This is a genomic window from Perlucidibaca sp. (assembly GCF_057084925.1).
Genome location: NZ_JBXMRC010000029.1, coordinates 54,830 through 71,121, shown reverse-complemented (window position 1 = coordinate 71,121; position 16,292 = coordinate 54,830). Strand labels below are relative to the sequence as shown.

Genomic DNA, 16,292 nt, shown 5'->3' with positions numbered 1-16,292 from the left:
GCGCGTCTTGCGAGGAGGCGTATTCTAGTGATTCCCATCACCGTGTCAATCAGAATTTGCAGAAATTTTTCAGCAACTTCGAATCAACTAGCGGAACCTCTAAACAACCCGCTATCGCTACTTAAGTCATTGTTTTTCAACAAGCTTTCTTCGCTACACCTCAGCATCGCTGCGGTGTGGGGCGCATTATAGGGATGCAAAATCCAGCGTCAACACTTATCTTCGAAAATTCGTTTGGTTGTCCGTTTTTTCAACGAATTTGGCGAATACGCTCAATAAGCATACAACCACCAATAAAAAGGACCTGAATTAAGCAGGCCCTTTTACTTTAACGCGGAGAAAAACTATCTCCAGATGACTTTCACAACGAGCCAGTTACGTTGTGTATCCGCTCACTTCTTACCTGCACGCAGACGAGTCCACAACGCACTCACGGGACCACCTGCCGCATATAACAGCGCAACCGCCAATAAGCCGATAGGCAAGTCATACATAACAATGCCAAAGACCAGCACGATAGGCAGCATCACGACGAACGGGACACGACTACGATCGAGCTCTTTAAAGCTGTAGTACTTCACATTGCTCACCATGAGGAAGCCGGAGCAGACTGTTATCAACGCAACAATGATCGGTAGACCTGGCACGGTATCCAATAAGCGGTTATCGACACCCACCCAAACCGTTGCAGCAACAATAGCTGCCGCCAGGGGGCTGGCCAGACCCGTGAAGTAGCGGTTATCGGCCACTTCGAGCTGCACGTTAAACCGTGCCAAGCGAAATGCAGCCGCGACGCAATAGATAAAGGCGCAAATCCAACCGAACTTGCCCAACGACTGCAGGGCCCAGCTAAAAACCACCAATGCCGGGGCCACACCAAACGACACCATGTCGGACAGCGAATCAAACTCCGCACCGAAAGCACTTTGTGTATTTGTCATTCGGGCAACGCGACCATCCATGCCGTCGAACAATGCCGCCACGAAAATAGCCATAGCGGCAGATTCATAGTGCCCGCCCATGGCATGTATGATGGCGTAGAACCCTGAAAACAATGCAGCCGTGGTGAATAGGTTCGGCAATAGGTAGATGCCGCGATGACGTGTTTTTTGACCGCTTTCGTGATGCTCGTCTTCGACTACCTCAAAAGTCAGGCCATCGTGGTCATCGTGATTTTGCGGGGATTGCGACATGCAGTAAATCTCCTGTGTTTGCGGGCATCATAATCACTGAATGTGACGGTTACTAGCTGCGCGAGACAAACGGCAGAAATGAAAAACGCGGCCGAGGCCGCGTTTTTCAAGAACCACACTCTCGTGCGATCAGAAATGATCCGAAGATCAGTTCTTGGTTTGGTCCACGAGCTTGTTCTTGAGAATCCAAGGCATCATGGCACGCAGCTGGCCACCAACGACTTCGATCGGGTGCGCGGCGTTGAGACGACGACGAGCCGTCATGGATGGGTAGTTGGTCTTGCCTTCCAGGATGAACATCTTGGCGTATTCGCCGGTCTGGATGCGCTTCAGAGCGTTGCGCATGGCTTCACGCGACTGCTCGTTGATCACTTCTGGACCGGTGACGTATTCACCGTACTCAGCGTTGTTCGAGATCGAGTAATTCATGGTGGCGATGCCGCCTTCGTACATCAGATCGACGATCAACTTGAGTTCGTGCAGACATTCGAAGTAAGCCATTTCTGGCGCGTAGCCCGCTTCAGTCAGCGTTTCGAAACCCATCTTCACCAGCTCAACGGCGCCACCGCAGAGCACAGCCTGTTCGCCGAACAGGTCAGTTTCGGTCTCTTCACGGAAGTTCGTTTCGATAACGCCGCCCTTGGTGCCGCCATTGGCCGCTGCGTAGGACAGAGCGATCTGCTTAGCATTGCCCGACTTGTCCTGATACAGCGCGATCAGCGACGGTACACCGCCTCCCTTCAGGTACTCGGAACGCACCGTGTGGCCTGGACCCTTAGGCGCAACCATGATCACATCGAGGTCAGCGCGGGGCACAACCTGGTTGTAATGCACGTTGAAGCCGTGAGCAAACGCCAGTGTGGCACCTTGCTTGATGTTAGGCGCAACATTGTTGGCATACACTTCGGGAATGTTTTCATCTGGCAACAAAATCATAACCAGATCAGCGCCCTTAACAGCCGCATCGACTTCAGCCACTTTAATACCAGCTGCCTCAACCTTGGACCAGGAAGCGCCGTTCTTGCGCAGACCAACAGTCACGTCTACACCCGAGTCGGTCAGGTTTTGTGCATGGGCATGGCCTTGCGAGCCGTAACCGATGATGGCGACTTTCATGCCACGGATGATGGAAAGGTCAGCGTCTTTATCGTAATAAACTTGCATGGTGTAAGCCTCTGCGGAGATAGGAGTGGATGCCTGTGCGATTCAGGCTTATCCGGGACGCGCACCATACGACATCCTTTGTGTTGCGTAAAATGATATATTTGCAACGCAATGTGCCGATAAAGGAAACATTTTAATGGATGCCCGCAGCCTACAGCTTTTCCTCGCGCTATCTGAGAACCTGCACTTTGGCCGCACCAGCCGCGAGCATCACATCAGCCCCTCGGCATTAAGTCGCATCATTAAGCAACTGGAAGACAGTGTGGGCGCCCCACTCTTCCTACGCGACAACCGCTCGGTGACGCTGACCCGCGAAGGACGATTATTCCGCGAATACGCTAACGACACGCTACGAAGTTGGGACGGCTTGCGCCAGACCCTACGGCAGGATAGTGACACGCTGCGTGGCGAGCTCAGCCTCTACTGCTCGGTGACGGCGAGTTACAGCTTTCTGTATGACATCCTAAATAGCTTTCGCAGCAACCATCCGCATATTGAAATTAAGCTGCATACCGGCGATCCAGCGAAAGCAGTCGAACGCGTTCAGGAAGCGCGCGAGGCCATCGCTATTGGTGCGCGGCCGGACAGCCTGCCCGCAGGCGTCGTATTTCAACCCATTGCACGCTCGGATCTGCGCTTTATTGGACCGCTCAATACCCTGGCGTTAAGTCAGGAACAGATCCAGCAACCGTCTGCGGATAACTGGCGCGACGTGCCGATGATCCTGTCGGAAGAAGGTCTGGCGCGAACTCGCATCGAGCGCTGGCTTAAGCGACACGGCATCCGTCCCAAAATATACGCACAAGTCAGCGGCAATGAGGCCATTGTGAGCATGGTCAGCCTAGGCTTTGGTATTGGCGTGGTGCCACAAATCGTGCTCGACAGCAGCCCGCTGGCGAGTCGAATAAAGACCTATGAGATCGAGCCGCCATTGGCACCTTATGACATTGGTTTGTTTGCGCTGGAGAAGCGCTTGAAGGAGCCGCTGGTAAATGCGTTTTGGAATCGGCAGGTAGGTTAAGCCCAGAAATGAAAAGGCCCGCAACTGCGGGCCTTCATCACTCATCGAAACGAATGACTCAGATGCTCAGCACCTTTTCACCACGGGCAATGCCGGACACGCCGGAACGCACCACTTCCAAGATCGACGTCTCGGACAGCGCTTCAATGAACGCGTCGAGCTTCTCACTCGGACCCACCAACTGAATGGTGTAGACGCTCGGCGTGACATCCACGATATGACCACGGAAGATGTCGGCGGTGCGCTTAATTTCAGCGCGCGCGGCACCCACGGCTTTGACTTTGATCAGCATGAGCTCACGCTCAATATGCAGACCTTCGCTGAGATCAACGACTTTAACTACTTCGATCAGCTTGTTGAGCTGCTTGGTGATTTGCTCGATCTTGTGCTCATCGCCGGAGGTGGTCAGCGTGATACGCGACAGGGTCGGGTCATCCGTTGGCGCTACCGTGAGCGATTCGATGTTGTAGTTGCGTTGCGAAAACAGGCCAACCACACGCGACAGCGCGCCCGGTTCGTTTTCCAGCAGCAGGGAAATAATACGACGCATGATCAGGTACGCTCCGTCTTGCTCAGCAACATGTCACGCATGGAACCCTTGGCGATGTGCATCGGGTAAACATGCTCGGAAGGATCGACATAGATGTCGAGGAAGACCAGGCGATCGGTCATGGCGAAGGCTTCGCGCATCTTGATTTCGAGCTGGTCAGGGTCGGTGATTTTCATGCCGACATGACCGTAGGCTTCAACCAGCTTGACGAAGTCGGGCAACGAATCCATGTAGGAGTTCGAGTGACGACCTTCGTATTGCATGTCTTGCCACTGCTTAACCATGCCCAGCGAACGGTTGTTGATGTTGATGATCTTCACCGGCAAGCCGTATTGCAAACAGGTCGATAGCTCCTGAATGTTCATCTGGATCGACGCTTCACCGGTAACACAGGCCACGATGGCATCCGGGAAGGCGAACTTCACACCCATGGCCGCTGGCAGACCGAAGCCCATGGTGCCGAGACCGCCGGAGTTGATCCACTGACGTGGACGATCGTACTTGTAGTACAGCGCCGCGAACATTTGGTGCTGACCCACGTCGGAGGTGACGTAAGCCTGGCCGTTAGTGACCTTGTAGAGCATCTCAACGACTTGCTGCGGCTTCATTTCGCCGGGCTGGGCCGGTTCGTAGCGCAGGCCATGGCGAGCACGCCATTGGGTAATCTGATCCCACCAAATTTTCAGTGCTTCGGCATCCGGCTTTACTTCAGTCTCGGCCTTGATCTGCGCCAGCATGTCGGTCAGCACCGGCTCGACGGCACCCACGATGGGGATATCGACGCGCACGGTCTTGGAGATCGCAGCGGGGTCGATGTCGATGTGAATGATCTTGGCATTCGGGCAGAACTTGGCGGTGTTGTTGGTAACACGGTCATCAAAACGCGCACCCACGGCCAGAATGACATCGCTGTGATGCATGGCCATGTTGGCCTCGTAGGTGCCGTGCATGCCGAGCATGCCGATGAACTGCGGGTCGCTGCCGGGATAGGCACCGAGGCCCATTAACGTGTTGGTGCAGGGATAGCCCAGCGTACGCACCAGCTCCGTGAGCAAATGCGAAGCATTGCCTTGAACTACACCACCGCCGGCGTAGATCACCGGACGTTTGGCGGCGAGCAACTCATCCACGGCCTTTTTGATCTGGCCAGCATGACCACGGCCCGGCGGCGTGTAAGAGCGCAGCTTGACCTTGGTTGGATAGTCGTAATCGAACTTCTCGTTCGGGTTGGTGCAATCCTTGGGAATGTCGATAACGACAGGACCAGGACGACCCGAGGAGGCAATGTAGAACGCCTTCTTAACGATAGCCGGAATTTCCGAAGCGTGACGAATCTGGAAACTGTGCTTCACGATCGGGCGGCTGACGCCAATCATGTCAGTTTCTTGGAAGGCATCTTCGCCGACGAGGTGCGAAGGCACCTGCCCGGAGATGACGACCATGGGGATGTTGTCCATGTAGGCCGTGGCGATCGGGGTCACCGTGTTGGTGGCGCCCGGGCCGGAAGTGACAAGCACACAGCCGACCTTACCGGTGGCACGCGCGTAGCCATCAGCAGCATGGCCTGCAGCCTGCTCGTGACGGACGAGGATGTGCTTGACCTTGTCTTGCTGAAAGATGGCGTCGTAGATATGCAACACGGCGCCACCGGGGTAACCAAATAAGAATTCAACGCCTTCATCCGCGAGCGCGCGAATAAGCATTTCACCGCCAGATAACTGTTCCAAGATTCACCCTTTTCAAGCCAATAAGTGAGGGATGACCGCGACCGAACCCCACGCTGTAGGCGCGAAATTCTAGCACGATCAAAAAGTCTCATGGGGGCTGATGCTGTGGCTCATCTATCCCGGGGTCGGGACGGCGGCATCTGGCGGCGGGTGCGCGCAGGAACCGTTGAGCGGGCGAGTCGGCAGCGCTTGTAAGCACTGCCGTAACAGGCCGAGTTGTCGGCCTGGCGCCGCGTTGCCGAGGGTGTTCAGCGTAGCGGCACCACCATGAAGGCGGCGATTTTTTATGCAGACGCGTTGAGAGTCAAGCGTTTTAGCATGAACACGCCAAATATCCCTTAATGCAACCTGAGTTTATGGCAGGTCAGTCGCCCCTGCTCGGCCTCAACCTGAATACTGTCGCCCGCCACAAAGTCGCCGCGCAATAAATGGTCTGCCAACACATTCTCTAATTGCGATTGAATGGCACGCTTCAGCGGCCGAGCCCCAAAGAGCGGATCAAAGCCCACCGTGACGAGTTGCGTCATTGCCGCATCGCTCATCACCAACTTGAGCTCTCGATCCGCGAGACGCTCCCGCAGACGATTGAGCTGAATATCGGCGATGGCTCGAATCTGTGCTTCGGCCAGTGGCGCGAACACCACGGTTTCATCAATACGGTTAATAAACTCCGGGCGGAAGTGCCGAGCCACGGCATCCAACACAGCCGGCCTGACCGCTGCCAAATCACCCGCACTGGTCAACGCCTGAATGGCATCTGCGCCAAGATTCGAGGTCATCACAATCAGGCTGTTGCGGAAATCGACGGTGCGACCCTGGCCGTCGGTGAGGCGGCCATCCTCCAATACCTGCAAAAGGATATTGAAAACGTCGGGATGCGCCTTCTCGATTTCATCGAGCAAAATCACGCAATACGGGCGACGCCGCACCGCCTCGGTGAGGGTGCCGCCCTCTTCGTAACCGACGTAACCGGGTGGCGCGCCAACCAAGCGCGAGACACTGTGCTTCTCCATAAACTCGGACATGTCGATACGGACCATAGCGTCGTCACTGTCGAACATGAAATTCGCGAGCGCCTTGCACAGCTCGGTCTTGCCGACACCGGTGGGGCCCAGAAACAGGAAGGAACCACTGGGGCGCGAGGGATCGGTGAGACCGGCGCGGGTGCGACGCACGGCATGCGACACCGCCGCTACCGCTTCATCCTGACCAACCACGCGGGCGCAGAGCACGGACTCCATGCGCAGCAATTTGTCGCGCTCACCTTCCAGCATGCGCGCGACCGGGATGCCGGTGCTGCGCGCCACAACTTCGGCAATCTCCGTTTCCGTGACCTTGCTGCGCAGCAATGTCGCCTCCGGCTGCTCGCCGGATTGCGCCTTAACGAGATTTTTCTCCAGCTCGGGGATGACGCCATATTGCAGGCGCGACATCTTCTCCAGATCGCCCGTGCGCTTGGCGGCATCAAAGTCGAGACGCGCTTTTTCCAACTGCTCCTTGATGTGCTGGGCTCCGGCCACGGACGATTTCTCGGCGCGCCAGACTTCATCAAAACTCGCGTACTCCTGCTCCAGCTTGGCGATGTCGGTGCCGAGCTTAAGCAAGCGCTGTTTGGAAGCGGCATCCTCCTCCGATTTCAGCGCCTCGCGCTCCATTTTCAGCTGAATGAGACGACGGTCGAGCTTATCCATGACCTCCGGCTTGGAGTCCATCTCCAGACGAATGCGCGCGGCGGCTTCGTCGATGAGATCGATGGCCTTGTCCGGCAGCTTGCGGTCAGTGATGTAGCGATGTGACAGGCGCGCCGCTGCGATGATCGCCGGGTCGGTAATATCAACGCCGTGATGCAGTTCGTAGCGCTCCTTGAGGCCACGCAGGATGGCGACGGTGTCTTCCACGCTCGGTTCATCGACCAGCACTTTCTGGAAGCGACGCTCCAGCGCAGCATCTTTCTCGATGAACTGGCGATACTCGTCAAGCGTGGTGGCCCCCACGCAGTGCAGGTCGCCGCGCGCCAGCGCCGGTTTCAGCATGTTGCCGGCATCCATGGCGCCATCGGCTTTGCCAGCACCGACCATGGTGTGAATTTCGTCGATGAAAAGAATGACCTGGCCTTCGAGCTTGGCCAGCTCGCTGAGCACCGCTTTCAGACGCTCCTCGAACTCGCCGCGATACTTGGCGCCGGCAATCAGTGCGGCCATGTCCAGCGACAGTACCTGTTTCGACTTCAAGCTGTCCGGCACTTCGCCGTTGACGATGCGCTGCGCCAGCCCTTCGACAATCGCGGTCTTGCCGACACCCGGCTCACCGATGAGCACGGGGTTGTTCTTGCTGCGGCGCGACAGCACTTGCAGCGTGCGACGAATCTCGTCATCACGCCCGATGACCGGATCGAGCTTGCCGGCAGCGGCGCGGGCGGTGAGGTCAATGGTGTATTTGCTCAGCGCTTGGCGCTGATCTTCGGCACCGGCAGATTGCACAGACTCGCCTCCTCGGGTGGTTTCAACGGCCTTGGCCACGGCAGCTCGGGTCACACCGCAGCGCAGCAGCAACTTGCCTGCGGCAGAGTCGCTATCAAACAGCGCCAGCAAAGCCCATTCGCTGGCAATGAAGCTGTCGTTTTTTTGCTGCGCGAGTTTATCCGCCAGATTCAGCACTTTGACTAATTCGGGGCTGGGCACCACATCGCCGGTGTGGCGGATCATGCGCGGCAGATCGGCTAGTGCAATTTCCAGCTCTTTTTGCACTTGGGGTATGGGCACGCCAGCCTGGCGCAGCAACGGTGCCATCACGGCATCCGAGGGCTTTAACCAAACCGCCAGCAAGTGCAGGGGATCAAGTTGATTATGGTCGCGGCTGATGGCCAGCGATTGGGCATCGCCCAGCGCCGCTTGCAGGGCTGCGGTGAGTTTATCGAGACGCATGACAACCTCCTAAATAGACTAAAGGTTAGGCACCGGTGAGCAGTGCAACTTCATTGCTTATTTAAGAGATTGGGGAGATTAGGGAAAAAACAAGGGGCGTTAGTGCGCGCCCCGAACCCAGCGCTGCGTGCACTGGGCAATATGCCGGCCAAAATGCTCTGCCGTGAGTCGGTCACCGGAGGGCGGCGTAATGGCCGCGGACTCGTTATCTGACTGTGTCATTAGGCCGCCATTCGCGCCCAAACGGTTTAAATCCTGCGGCCCTGTACCCGTGGGCTGCAGGGGAAAGCTCAGCCAATGCATGCCGTGTTGCGCAGCAAAGGTTTGCAGTTGTTGCAGCGCCACTTGTTTATCGCCACTGAGCGCGCCGGAATTGGTAAAGCCAGCCGCTAATTTATCTTGCCAACCCAGTTGGAACCAAACCTTGGATGAGTCATCCATGAATTGCTTAAAGGCGGCGGAGACACTGCCCATGTAAGTGGGTGCGCCAAAAATCATGGCATCGGCTTGCGCCAATACAGACCAATCAATGTTTGCCACAGACATGAGCACGGTGCTGATGTCCGCCACCGACTCAGCGCCTTTCACAATATGCTGTGCCACCTGTTCGGTATGGCCGTATCCGCTGTGGTAGAGCACCACCATTTGAGTCTTACGCAATTGCGTCATGCTGGCCTCTTAGGGGACATCCAAATCACGCTGGCCATGCGTCCGGTGCGGCCCTCGCGACGATACGAAAAAAATGACGCAGACTCCGTCCACGTGCAGTGCGTGCCACCACTCACTTGGGTTACACCCACACGCGCTAGGCGTTGCCTAGCCAGCACATATAAGTCCGCCAGCCAGTGCCCTGGCTTTTGCAGAACCGGCGTAAAGGCCTGAGCAGCCTGCGCGTCTATGGCGATGAAGGCAGACCGCACCTCGTCGCCCACTTCAAACGCTAAGGGTCCAATAGCAGGGCCCAACCACGCCATGACGTGCTGAGCATCAGCAAACTCTGCCACCGTCTTTTCCAAAACACCATCGCACAAACCGCGCCAGCCCGCATGTGCAACGGCTACGCGCGAGCCTTCTTTATCGGTAAAAAAAACCGGCAGGCAATCTGCTGTCATCACCGTCAGTGGGACTGCTAGGTCTGTCGTGGTGGCGGCGTCTGCTTCCAGTATTTGCACCTCGCGCTCTGATGCATGAGCAGACGGCGTAATGACCCGCACCCCATGCACTTGCTTTAACCATTGCGGCGCCTCAGCAGGTGCCAGCTGATTCAATGCCCGCGCCAGTGTTTGTCGGTTTGCCGCAACACACTGAGGGTCATCGCCGACATGGTCGCCGAGGTTCAGACTGTCAAAAGGTGCAGTGCTACACCCCCCCAGGCGAGTGGTTACCAGCGCATGCACATGGGCAGGCGCTGGCCAATCTGGGTGAAGGCAGTGCGTCAACACGGTGGCGTCGGCCATAACACGATCTCCGAATCGCGACAGGAACTCGATGGGGGTTTACAGCGTGGCGGGCTGGGCATCTGCCTTAATGGCATCCAGCAAAGATACAAAGTCGGCAGGTAACTCACATTCCCACAGGCAGCTTTCGCCGGTGCCTGGATGCACCAGACCGAGACGGCGGGCATGCAGGGCCTGACGGGTGAAGGTCTTGAGCTTTTCATTGAGCTCCGCACTGGCTCCCTTAGGGAAGCGCAGACGGGCATATACCGGATCACCCACCAGCGGATAGCCAATGTGCGCCAAGTGCACACGAATCTGGTGCGTACGACCCGTTTCGAGTTGTACGCGCACATGCGTGTGATTAGGGAAGCGCTGCAAAATTCGGTAATGCGTCACCGCAGGTCGCCCACCGGGCACGACCGCCATTTTCACGCGATCATGCGGATGACGATCAATCGGAGCTTCAACCGTGCCGCCGGCGGTCATGTTGCCGTAGCTAACGGCCTCGTATTCGCGATAAACGCGTTTATCTGAGAGCTGCGCCACCAAACTGGTATGCGCCGTGAGGGTTTTGGCAACGACCATCAATCCGGTGGTATCGCGATCTAGACGATGCACAATGCCCGCACGCGGCAGCTGCGATAACAGCGGCTCATGATGCAAGAGCGCGTTCATCAGTGTGCCCTGTGAGTTCCCTGCGCCAGGATGCACCACCAGACCTGCTGGCTTATTCAGCACGATGAGCTGATCGTCTTCATGAATAATGTCTAGGGGAATGTTTTCAGCCAGCGCAATCGTTTCATCTTCTAGAATCACGGCGACGTTCAACGTCTCGCCGCCCATGACTTTTTCTTTTGGCTTAGCCTGCTGTCCATCCAGCGTTAAGGTGCCTTCTTGTATCCATTGTTTCAGTCTTTCACGGGAATACGCCGGAAATAATTGGGCCGCCGCTTGGTCTAGCCGACTACCGGCTAACTCAGGGGTGACGATGGCGTGCAGGGAAATCGCTTCAGACATGGTTTGGCGGGCTCGTCGAGCTAGTGTTTAATAGGCGATATTGTACTCGCGCACCACGCTCGGTGCTCACTGTTGGATGAATCCATGAAAATGCTGCTTGCACGCTCGTTAATTATCGCTATTCCCGTAGCCTTGGCTGGTTGCGCAGTGACCCCAAAAGTCACTGTGAAGTCCGAAGCACAGTACTACCAAGAAGCCAACGCCTCGCTGAAGTCCGGCAACTACACCGGCGCGGTCACAGCCTATGAAGCACTGGAGTCGCAATATCCGGTCGGCAACTACACGGAACAAGCACAGCTTGAAGTCATCTACGGCAAGTTGATGCAAACCGATTACAGCGCCGCCATTGCTGCAGCAGATCGTTATTTGCGCCTACACCCAGAATCTTCGCGCCTTGACTACGTGCTGTATTTACGCGGCCTGGCGAACTACAACGCCGATCAAGATGGCTTACTGAAGCGCCTCCCCATCAACATGTCGCACCGCGATCTGGGGCAGGCCAAGATTGCTTTCGATGACTTCCGTCAACTGATTACGCGCTACCCCAGCAGCCCCTACGTGGCTGATGCGCGTCAACGCATGATCTATTTACGCAATCAATTAGCTGAGTCTGAAATGCATGTGGCGCGTTACTACCAAACCCGTGGTGCGCTAGTTGCCGTAATCAATCGTGCCCGTTGGGTCGTTGAAAACTATCCCGAAAGTAGCGCGGTTCCTGAAGCGCTGAAGCTCTTGGCCTCCAGCTACGATGCCTTGGGCATGAAAGAGCTGGCACAGCAAACCCAAGAGTTGCTCGCCGCTAACACTCAGTCATCTGCACGCAACTGACGTTGTTTGACCCGCTGGCGATAGCCCACAGGCACTGACACACGGCTTGACGCACTATCGCCAGCGGGCACGCCCAACCAGCCCATCGCTCCCGCCTCCGTTACATAGGCCTCGCCCACTGGCAAGCCGGACACGGGCAGCTCCGCAGTTGCCGCTAGGGTTACCACACCATTTTTCTCGCCTCGCCAAGGCCAGCGATAGAGCCGGGTTCGCCAAGCCCATTCAGGGCAAAGGCTAGTTGACTGAGCAGGCTGCTCACTAGCCAATACCACTTGCTCAGCCAACCAACGCGCAGGTTGGGCAATTTGCTCTAACGGGGAAAGCTCACGAAACCAGCCCACGGTATGCGGGGGTGGCTGTAAGCCGTTAATCCACTGAGTCAAATGGGGCTTGGTCAGGGCTGATCCACTCGCACTAGCAGCATCCAAGGCCAGCGTATCGAGGAAGGCAAAAACAGCTGCAGGACGACGTAATGCCTCGTCAAGCGTCGCCACAGCCGACAGCGCCAGCGCCGGAACCCGCAGGCCACGGCTATCTCGTAGCCACGTCAGTGAGGGCGCATGCGTAAACAAAACCCGACTGTCAGAAAAATCAGCAATACGATTTAAGCTCACCTGTAGCGCTGCCACATCAGTCGGAAAAGGGGCTATTCGCAAACGCCACACATTGCCCACCTCATCAACGCCATAAGCCAATAAAGCGCCATCTTGAGTAGGTAAACTTTGCCAAGCTGCACGCCACGGTGCCGACAATAGAGCGTTCTGACTGGAGCTTGCCTGCCAAAGCACGCTGCCATTTCGGCCATCGATTAACATAAGTTGAGATGACGCGTGTGTCGTTGCTGCGCTGAGCAAGATGAGCGGGTATTGCTGACCCTCACTGAGCCTTAGCGGTAACACACTCAAGCTGCCCCAGCGCAGTTGTTGGGCTCTGTGTGGTGGCGTGTTGCCGTTCAGCAACGGTAAAAACCCTGACCTTGGCTGTTGCGGCTGCGCTAAATTCAATACCACCCATTGCTGATCCACGAGACCATATAGCCATCGCTGACCGAGTGCGTCCAGGCCATCTTCGAATGTCGCATCAGAAACTGTTGGCCAATGCGCCCAGTGATTGTGCGTCGTCGCATACATTGCATCCGTCAGCGGAATAGTTTGGCCGTCATCTCTCATAAGCTCCGCCCAGCGAGAGGCACTTTCGCGAGGCCGCCATGCCCACATCCACGATCCCGTATTAGCCTCTTGAGCTTGAACACTGCCATCACTACTGAGCCAAAGGAGCAGACCCGTCCGCCCCGTTGGCATCGCTGCACTCGCGCCGGCATCTATGTACAGACTGCTGCCCCGTAGCGAGATAACCGGCGGAGGCTCTGCCAATCCTTGCCAATCAGCGTGCAATGCCTTGAAGCTGGACCACTGATCCTGCAGTGCCACTAAGGCCTGATGTGGATTGGCATCCGTCAACCAACGTTCCGATGGCAGCGATACGAATTGCGCCGGTGCTAGTGGCATCCGCTCACACTGTTCTACGGTACTGCACAACTGCATTTGAGGCCCACCCAACCAAGCTCGACGCCCCGGAACGGCCTGCTCCAACTGTCTGTCCACACCAATAAGCCCGGTGCTTGCGTGCCGTAATTTTTGCCGCACCACCACGGCGGGTAACACCAAGCTCTGATCCCGCCAGCGCGCAAAGGCTTCGGCACTAACGGGGCGGTTAGGGGCCAGCGACAACAGGCTGCCTCGTTCGCAACCCGTACTCGCGTTCAGCAGCAACTGAGATTTTTCGTTCAGGGTTGACGCATCGGCAGGCAACTGCACACCCTCGCCGGGCAGCAAGCTATTCAGCCTGCGTACGAGCTGCTCACGCCCGGTTCGCGATGCACTGGGTTCGTCCCAGGTCATGGCGACAACAGCCGGTGTTGTGGGTTGCCAAGCCGCCCATACGCCTTGTTGTGAAGGGGTGTTCGCCTGCCAGCGGAGTACCCACGGAGGCTGCGGCCAATCGTTAGAGTGTCCATTGTGTTGCCACGCCTGCACAGCGTCCTGCAAATGAAAACGAGCGATGGGACCGCTGACGCTGTTGATACTCTCTGGAGCCGCCAGCGCAGAGGAAGTGCCATCTGCAAATTCCAACCAGAAGCTCGGCCACTGAGAGGGCACTTGGGCCAATGGCAGATCTAAGCTAAGCGCAACCAGCGCAACAGGCGGCTCGGGGTGTGGCCATTGCAAAGCCAGTCGATGTGGCTGGGCAATGGGCCAGATCACTGTGTCGCTGGCCGATGCCTGCACATTTCGCCGCAAGCGCACTGTGCGACTGAGCTGTTGGCGAGGCCAGAGAACTTTTGCCTCAAGGCCGACACTGGGGTGTAAAAGCTCGGCAGGCGCATCGGCCTGAGTGACGGCTATCGCCCCTAAAACGACGCCTTCAGCAGGCAGTGGGCGCTGAGCCTGCCAAGGACTACTCAGAGCCGCTTGAAGCACATCCAATTGTTCGCGCAACCACTGGGTATCGCCGGATGCACTTGAGCTCGCTGTATCAATGCTCAGCCAGAGTTTATGTGCCGGTATCACAGCGCTTTCATAGCGCGAGACAGGCTCCGCCGCTTGAACAGCAGACCACTGCAGCAATAAAAAGAGCCACACGAAAAACAAGGACACGCGGCCTCCTCCCTGAGGCTTAGTTCCCTATAAGGCTAGACCACGCTGCGCGCTTTCGCGACGGCACTACCGTATTTTTAGACGCCGATTTTCCAACCATTCACGATCGGGTAGCGGCGATCTTTGCCGAAGCCGCGCTGAGTGATGCGCGGGCCAGTTGCGGCTTGCCGACGCTTGTATTCGTTGATGTCTACCAGCCTGAGCACACGCAGTACCGTCTCGCGCTCGAAGCCAGCGGCAATGATGACTTCGGCACTCTCATCGCACTCCACGTAACGACGTAAAATCTCGTCGAGCACCGGGTACGGCGGCAGCGAATCTTCGTCTTTTTGATCGGGAGCGAGCTCCGCTGACGGCGGCCGGTCAATCACGCGCTGCGGAATCGGTGGATGCTCTGGCGACTGCGCGTTACGCCATTCGCAGAGCTTGAAGACCAGCGTCTTGGGCACATCTTTAAGCACATCGAAACCACCGGCCATATCGCCATAGAGCGTGGCATAGCCCACCGACATCTCGGATTTGTTGCCGGTGGTCAGCACCAAATAACCGAGTTTGTTGGAGATAGCCATGAGCAGCACACCGCGCGAGCGGGCCTGCAAATTCTCTTCAGTCTTATCGACGGCCATGCCCGAGAATGTATCCGCCAAAGTCGCACTGAATGCTTCCACCATAGGCGCAATACTCAGCACGGAATAATGTACGCCCAGTGTCTTGGCCTCTTCTTCGGCATCATCCAGGCTGATCTGAGCCGTGTAGCGATAAGGCATCATGACCGCACGCACACGATCGGCACCCAGCGCATCCACCGCGACCGCCAGCGTTAGCGCCGAATCAATGCCACCTGACAGCCCCAGCACAATGCCTTTGAATCCGCACTTGTGGGTGTAGTCCCGAACGGCCAACACCAAGGCCTGATAGACGGAGGCTTCCAGTGACGGCATGGCGGCCTGAGCCGCTGGTAAGAAACGCCGCGTATGGGTATCGAAATCGACACAATAGAGGCCTACTTCGAACCACGGCGCCTGTAACGCGGCTGTGCCATCGGCTTGCAACACAAACGAGCCGCCATCAAAAATGAGCTCGTCTTGCCCCCCCACGAGATTGCAATACACCACTGGCAGGGCCGTTTCCTGACAGCGCTGAGCAACCACGCGCTGCCGTTCACTGGCCTTGCCGGCGTGAAATGGCGAAGCATTCAAGTTCAAGATCAAGTCTGCGCCTGCCGCCTGAGCCGCACGAGCAGGGCCCGCATGCCAAATATCTTCGCAAATAGTCAGTGCCAAACGCAGACCATTTTGCTCAAACACCACGGCATCGTGACCGGGAACAAAATAGCGGCGCTCATCGAACACCTGATTATTCGGCAACTGCTGCTTGGCATAACGTGCCAGCACAACGCCATCGCGTAGCGCCCAAGCGGCATTGCGCAGACCATCCCCATGCGATTCCGGCAGACCAAAAACGAGTGTGATGCCGCGCACCGCACTGAGCTGCGCCAGCGCTTGCTCAACGCGAACCGCGAGGCTGGGGCGTAGAAGTAAATCTTCCGGCGGGTAACCTGTCAGGCTGAGCTCGGGAAAGACAATGACATCCGCGCCGTCTTGGTCGCGTGCCCGTTCTGCCGCTTGAATTAAATGCCCGGTATTGCCGGGAATATCACCGACTAAGAGGTTGAGCTGAGCTAGTGCAATGCGTAAAGGCATGATTTTAGTTTGCAGTCGTGTCGAAGTTGCCTAGGATAGACGAGGACAGGTTCAAGCTGAAGGAAACAC

The 16,292-nt window shown here is 56.9% G+C and carries 12 protein-coding genes; 2 read left to right on the top strand and 10 right to left on the bottom strand.

Going from position 1 to position 16,292, the window contains the following annotated elements:
- Nucleotides 1-392: 392 nt before the first annotated feature.
- Nucleotides 393-1,193, bottom strand: coding sequence for a CDP-diacylglycerol--serine O-phosphatidyltransferase (pssA, locus tag AC14IB_RS09840; protein WP_068861059.1), 801 nt, complete (start codon nt 1,191-1,193; stop codon nt 393-395).
- A 147-nt stretch (nt 1,194-1,340) separates the two neighbouring features.
- The gene (gene ilvC, locus AC14IB_RS09835) at nt 1,341-2,357 is read right to left on the bottom strand and encodes a ketol-acid reductoisomerase (protein WP_484231703.1); all 1,017 of its coding nucleotides are present in this window, start codon (nt 2,355-2,357) and stop codon (nt 1,341-1,343) included.
- Between the two features lie 136 nt (nt 2,358-2,493).
- Between ilvC and ilvY the strand changes: the two genes are divergently transcribed.
- Nucleotides 2,494-3,378, top strand: coding sequence for an HTH-type transcriptional activator IlvY (gene ilvY, locus AC14IB_RS09830; RefSeq protein WP_484231702.1), 885 nt, complete (start codon nt 2,494-2,496; stop codon nt 3,376-3,378).
- Between the two features lie 58 nt (nt 3,379-3,436).
- On the opposite strand, the gene ilvN is transcribed toward ilvY, so the two are convergent.
- From ilvN to rluD, 6 genes are all read right to left on the bottom strand, one after another.
- Complete coding sequence (gene ilvN, locus AC14IB_RS09825; RefSeq protein WP_068861053.1) at nt 3,437-3,928, bottom strand: acetolactate synthase small subunit; 492 nt, start codon at nt 3,926-3,928, stop codon at nt 3,437-3,439.
- Nucleotides 3,929-3,930: 2 nt separating this feature from the next.
- Nucleotides 3,931-5,655, bottom strand: a complete 1,725-nt coding sequence (locus AC14IB_RS09820; protein ID WP_484231701.1) for an acetolactate synthase 3 large subunit — start codon at nt 5,653-5,655, stop codon at nt 3,931-3,933.
- Nucleotides 5,656-5,993: 338 nt separating this feature from the next.
- Nucleotides 5,994-8,579, bottom strand: a complete 2,586-nt coding sequence (gene clpB, locus AC14IB_RS09815) for an ATP-dependent chaperone ClpB (RefSeq protein ID WP_484231700.1) — start codon at nt 8,577-8,579, stop codon at nt 5,994-5,996.
- Between the two features lie 99 nt (nt 8,580-8,678).
- Nucleotides 8,679-9,248 (bottom strand): flavodoxin family protein, encoded by a 570-nt coding sequence (locus AC14IB_RS09810; RefSeq protein ID WP_484231699.1) that lies wholly within the window; start codon nt 9,246-9,248, stop codon nt 8,679-8,681.
- Nucleotides 9,245-10,036, bottom strand: a complete 792-nt coding sequence (gene pgeF, locus AC14IB_RS09805; RefSeq protein WP_484231698.1) for a peptidoglycan editing factor PgeF — start codon at nt 10,034-10,036, stop codon at nt 9,245-9,247. The genes AC14IB_RS09810 and pgeF overlap by 4 nt, the downstream gene beginning before the upstream one ends.
- A 39-nt stretch (nt 10,037-10,075) precedes the next feature.
- Nucleotides 10,076-11,035 carry a 23S rRNA pseudouridine(1911/1915/1917) synthase RluD gene (gene rluD, locus AC14IB_RS09800; protein WP_068861043.1) on the bottom strand — a complete coding sequence of 320 codons (960 nt, stop codon included), beginning with the start codon at nt 11,033-11,035 and terminating at the stop codon, nt 10,076-10,078.
- Between the two features lie 84 nt (nt 11,036-11,119).
- On the opposite strand from rluD, the gene AC14IB_RS09795 reads away from it, so the two are divergent.
- Complete coding sequence (locus tag AC14IB_RS09795; protein WP_484231697.1) at nt 11,120-11,863, top strand: outer membrane protein assembly factor BamD; 744 nt, start codon at nt 11,120-11,122, stop codon at nt 11,861-11,863.
- Here the strand turns inward: AC14IB_RS09795 and AC14IB_RS09790 are convergent.
- Complete coding sequence (locus AC14IB_RS09790; protein WP_484231696.1) at nt 11,842-14,520, bottom strand: hypothetical protein; 2,679 nt, start codon at nt 14,518-14,520, stop codon at nt 11,842-11,844. The two genes, AC14IB_RS09795 and AC14IB_RS09790, sit on opposite strands and share 22 nt — an antisense overlap.
- Nucleotides 14,521-14,597: 77 nt before the next feature.
- Entirely contained in the window at nt 14,598-16,223 is a 1,626-nt protein-coding gene (locus AC14IB_RS09785) for an NAD+ synthase (RefSeq protein ID WP_484231695.1), read from the bottom strand.
- Between the last annotated feature and the right edge of the window lie 69 nt (nt 16,224-16,292).

What these genes read in the sequence shown, in the direction of transcription:
- pssA (WP_068861059.1), bottom strand. Translation starts at nt 1,193, where the DNA reads ATGTCGCAATCCCCGCAAAATCACGATGACCACGATGGCCTGACTTTT.
- ilvC (WP_484231703.1), bottom strand. Translation starts at nt 2,357, where the DNA reads ATGCAAGTTTATTACGATAAAGACGCTGACCTTTCCATCATCCGTGGC.
- ilvY (WP_484231702.1), top strand. Translation starts at nt 2,494, where the DNA reads ATGGATGCCCGCAGCCTACAGCTTTTCCTCGCGCTATCTGAGAACCTG.
- ilvN (WP_068861053.1), bottom strand. Translation starts at nt 3,928, where the DNA reads ATGCGTCGTATTATTTCCCTGCTGCTGGAAAACGAACCGGGCGCGCTG.
- clpB (WP_484231700.1), bottom strand. Translation starts at nt 8,579, where the DNA reads ATGCGTCTCGATAAACTCACCGCAGCCCTGCAAGCGGCGCTGGGCGAT.
- AC14IB_RS09810 (WP_484231699.1), bottom strand. Translation starts at nt 9,248, where the DNA reads ATGACGCAATTGCGTAAGACTCAAATGGTGGTGCTCTACCACAGCGGA.
- pgeF (WP_484231698.1), bottom strand. Translation starts at nt 10,036, where the DNA reads ATGGCCGACGCCACCGTGTTGACGCACTGCCTTCACCCAGATTGGCCA.
- rluD (WP_068861043.1), bottom strand. Translation starts at nt 11,035, where the DNA reads ATGTCTGAAGCGATTTCCCTGCACGCCATCGTCACCCCTGAGTTAGCC.
- AC14IB_RS09795 (WP_484231697.1), top strand. Translation starts at nt 11,120, where the DNA reads ATGAAAATGCTGCTTGCACGCTCGTTAATTATCGCTATTCCCGTAGCC.
- AC14IB_RS09785 (WP_484231695.1), bottom strand. Translation starts at nt 16,223, where the DNA reads ATGCCTTTACGCATTGCACTAGCTCAGCTCAACCTCTTAGTCGGTGAT.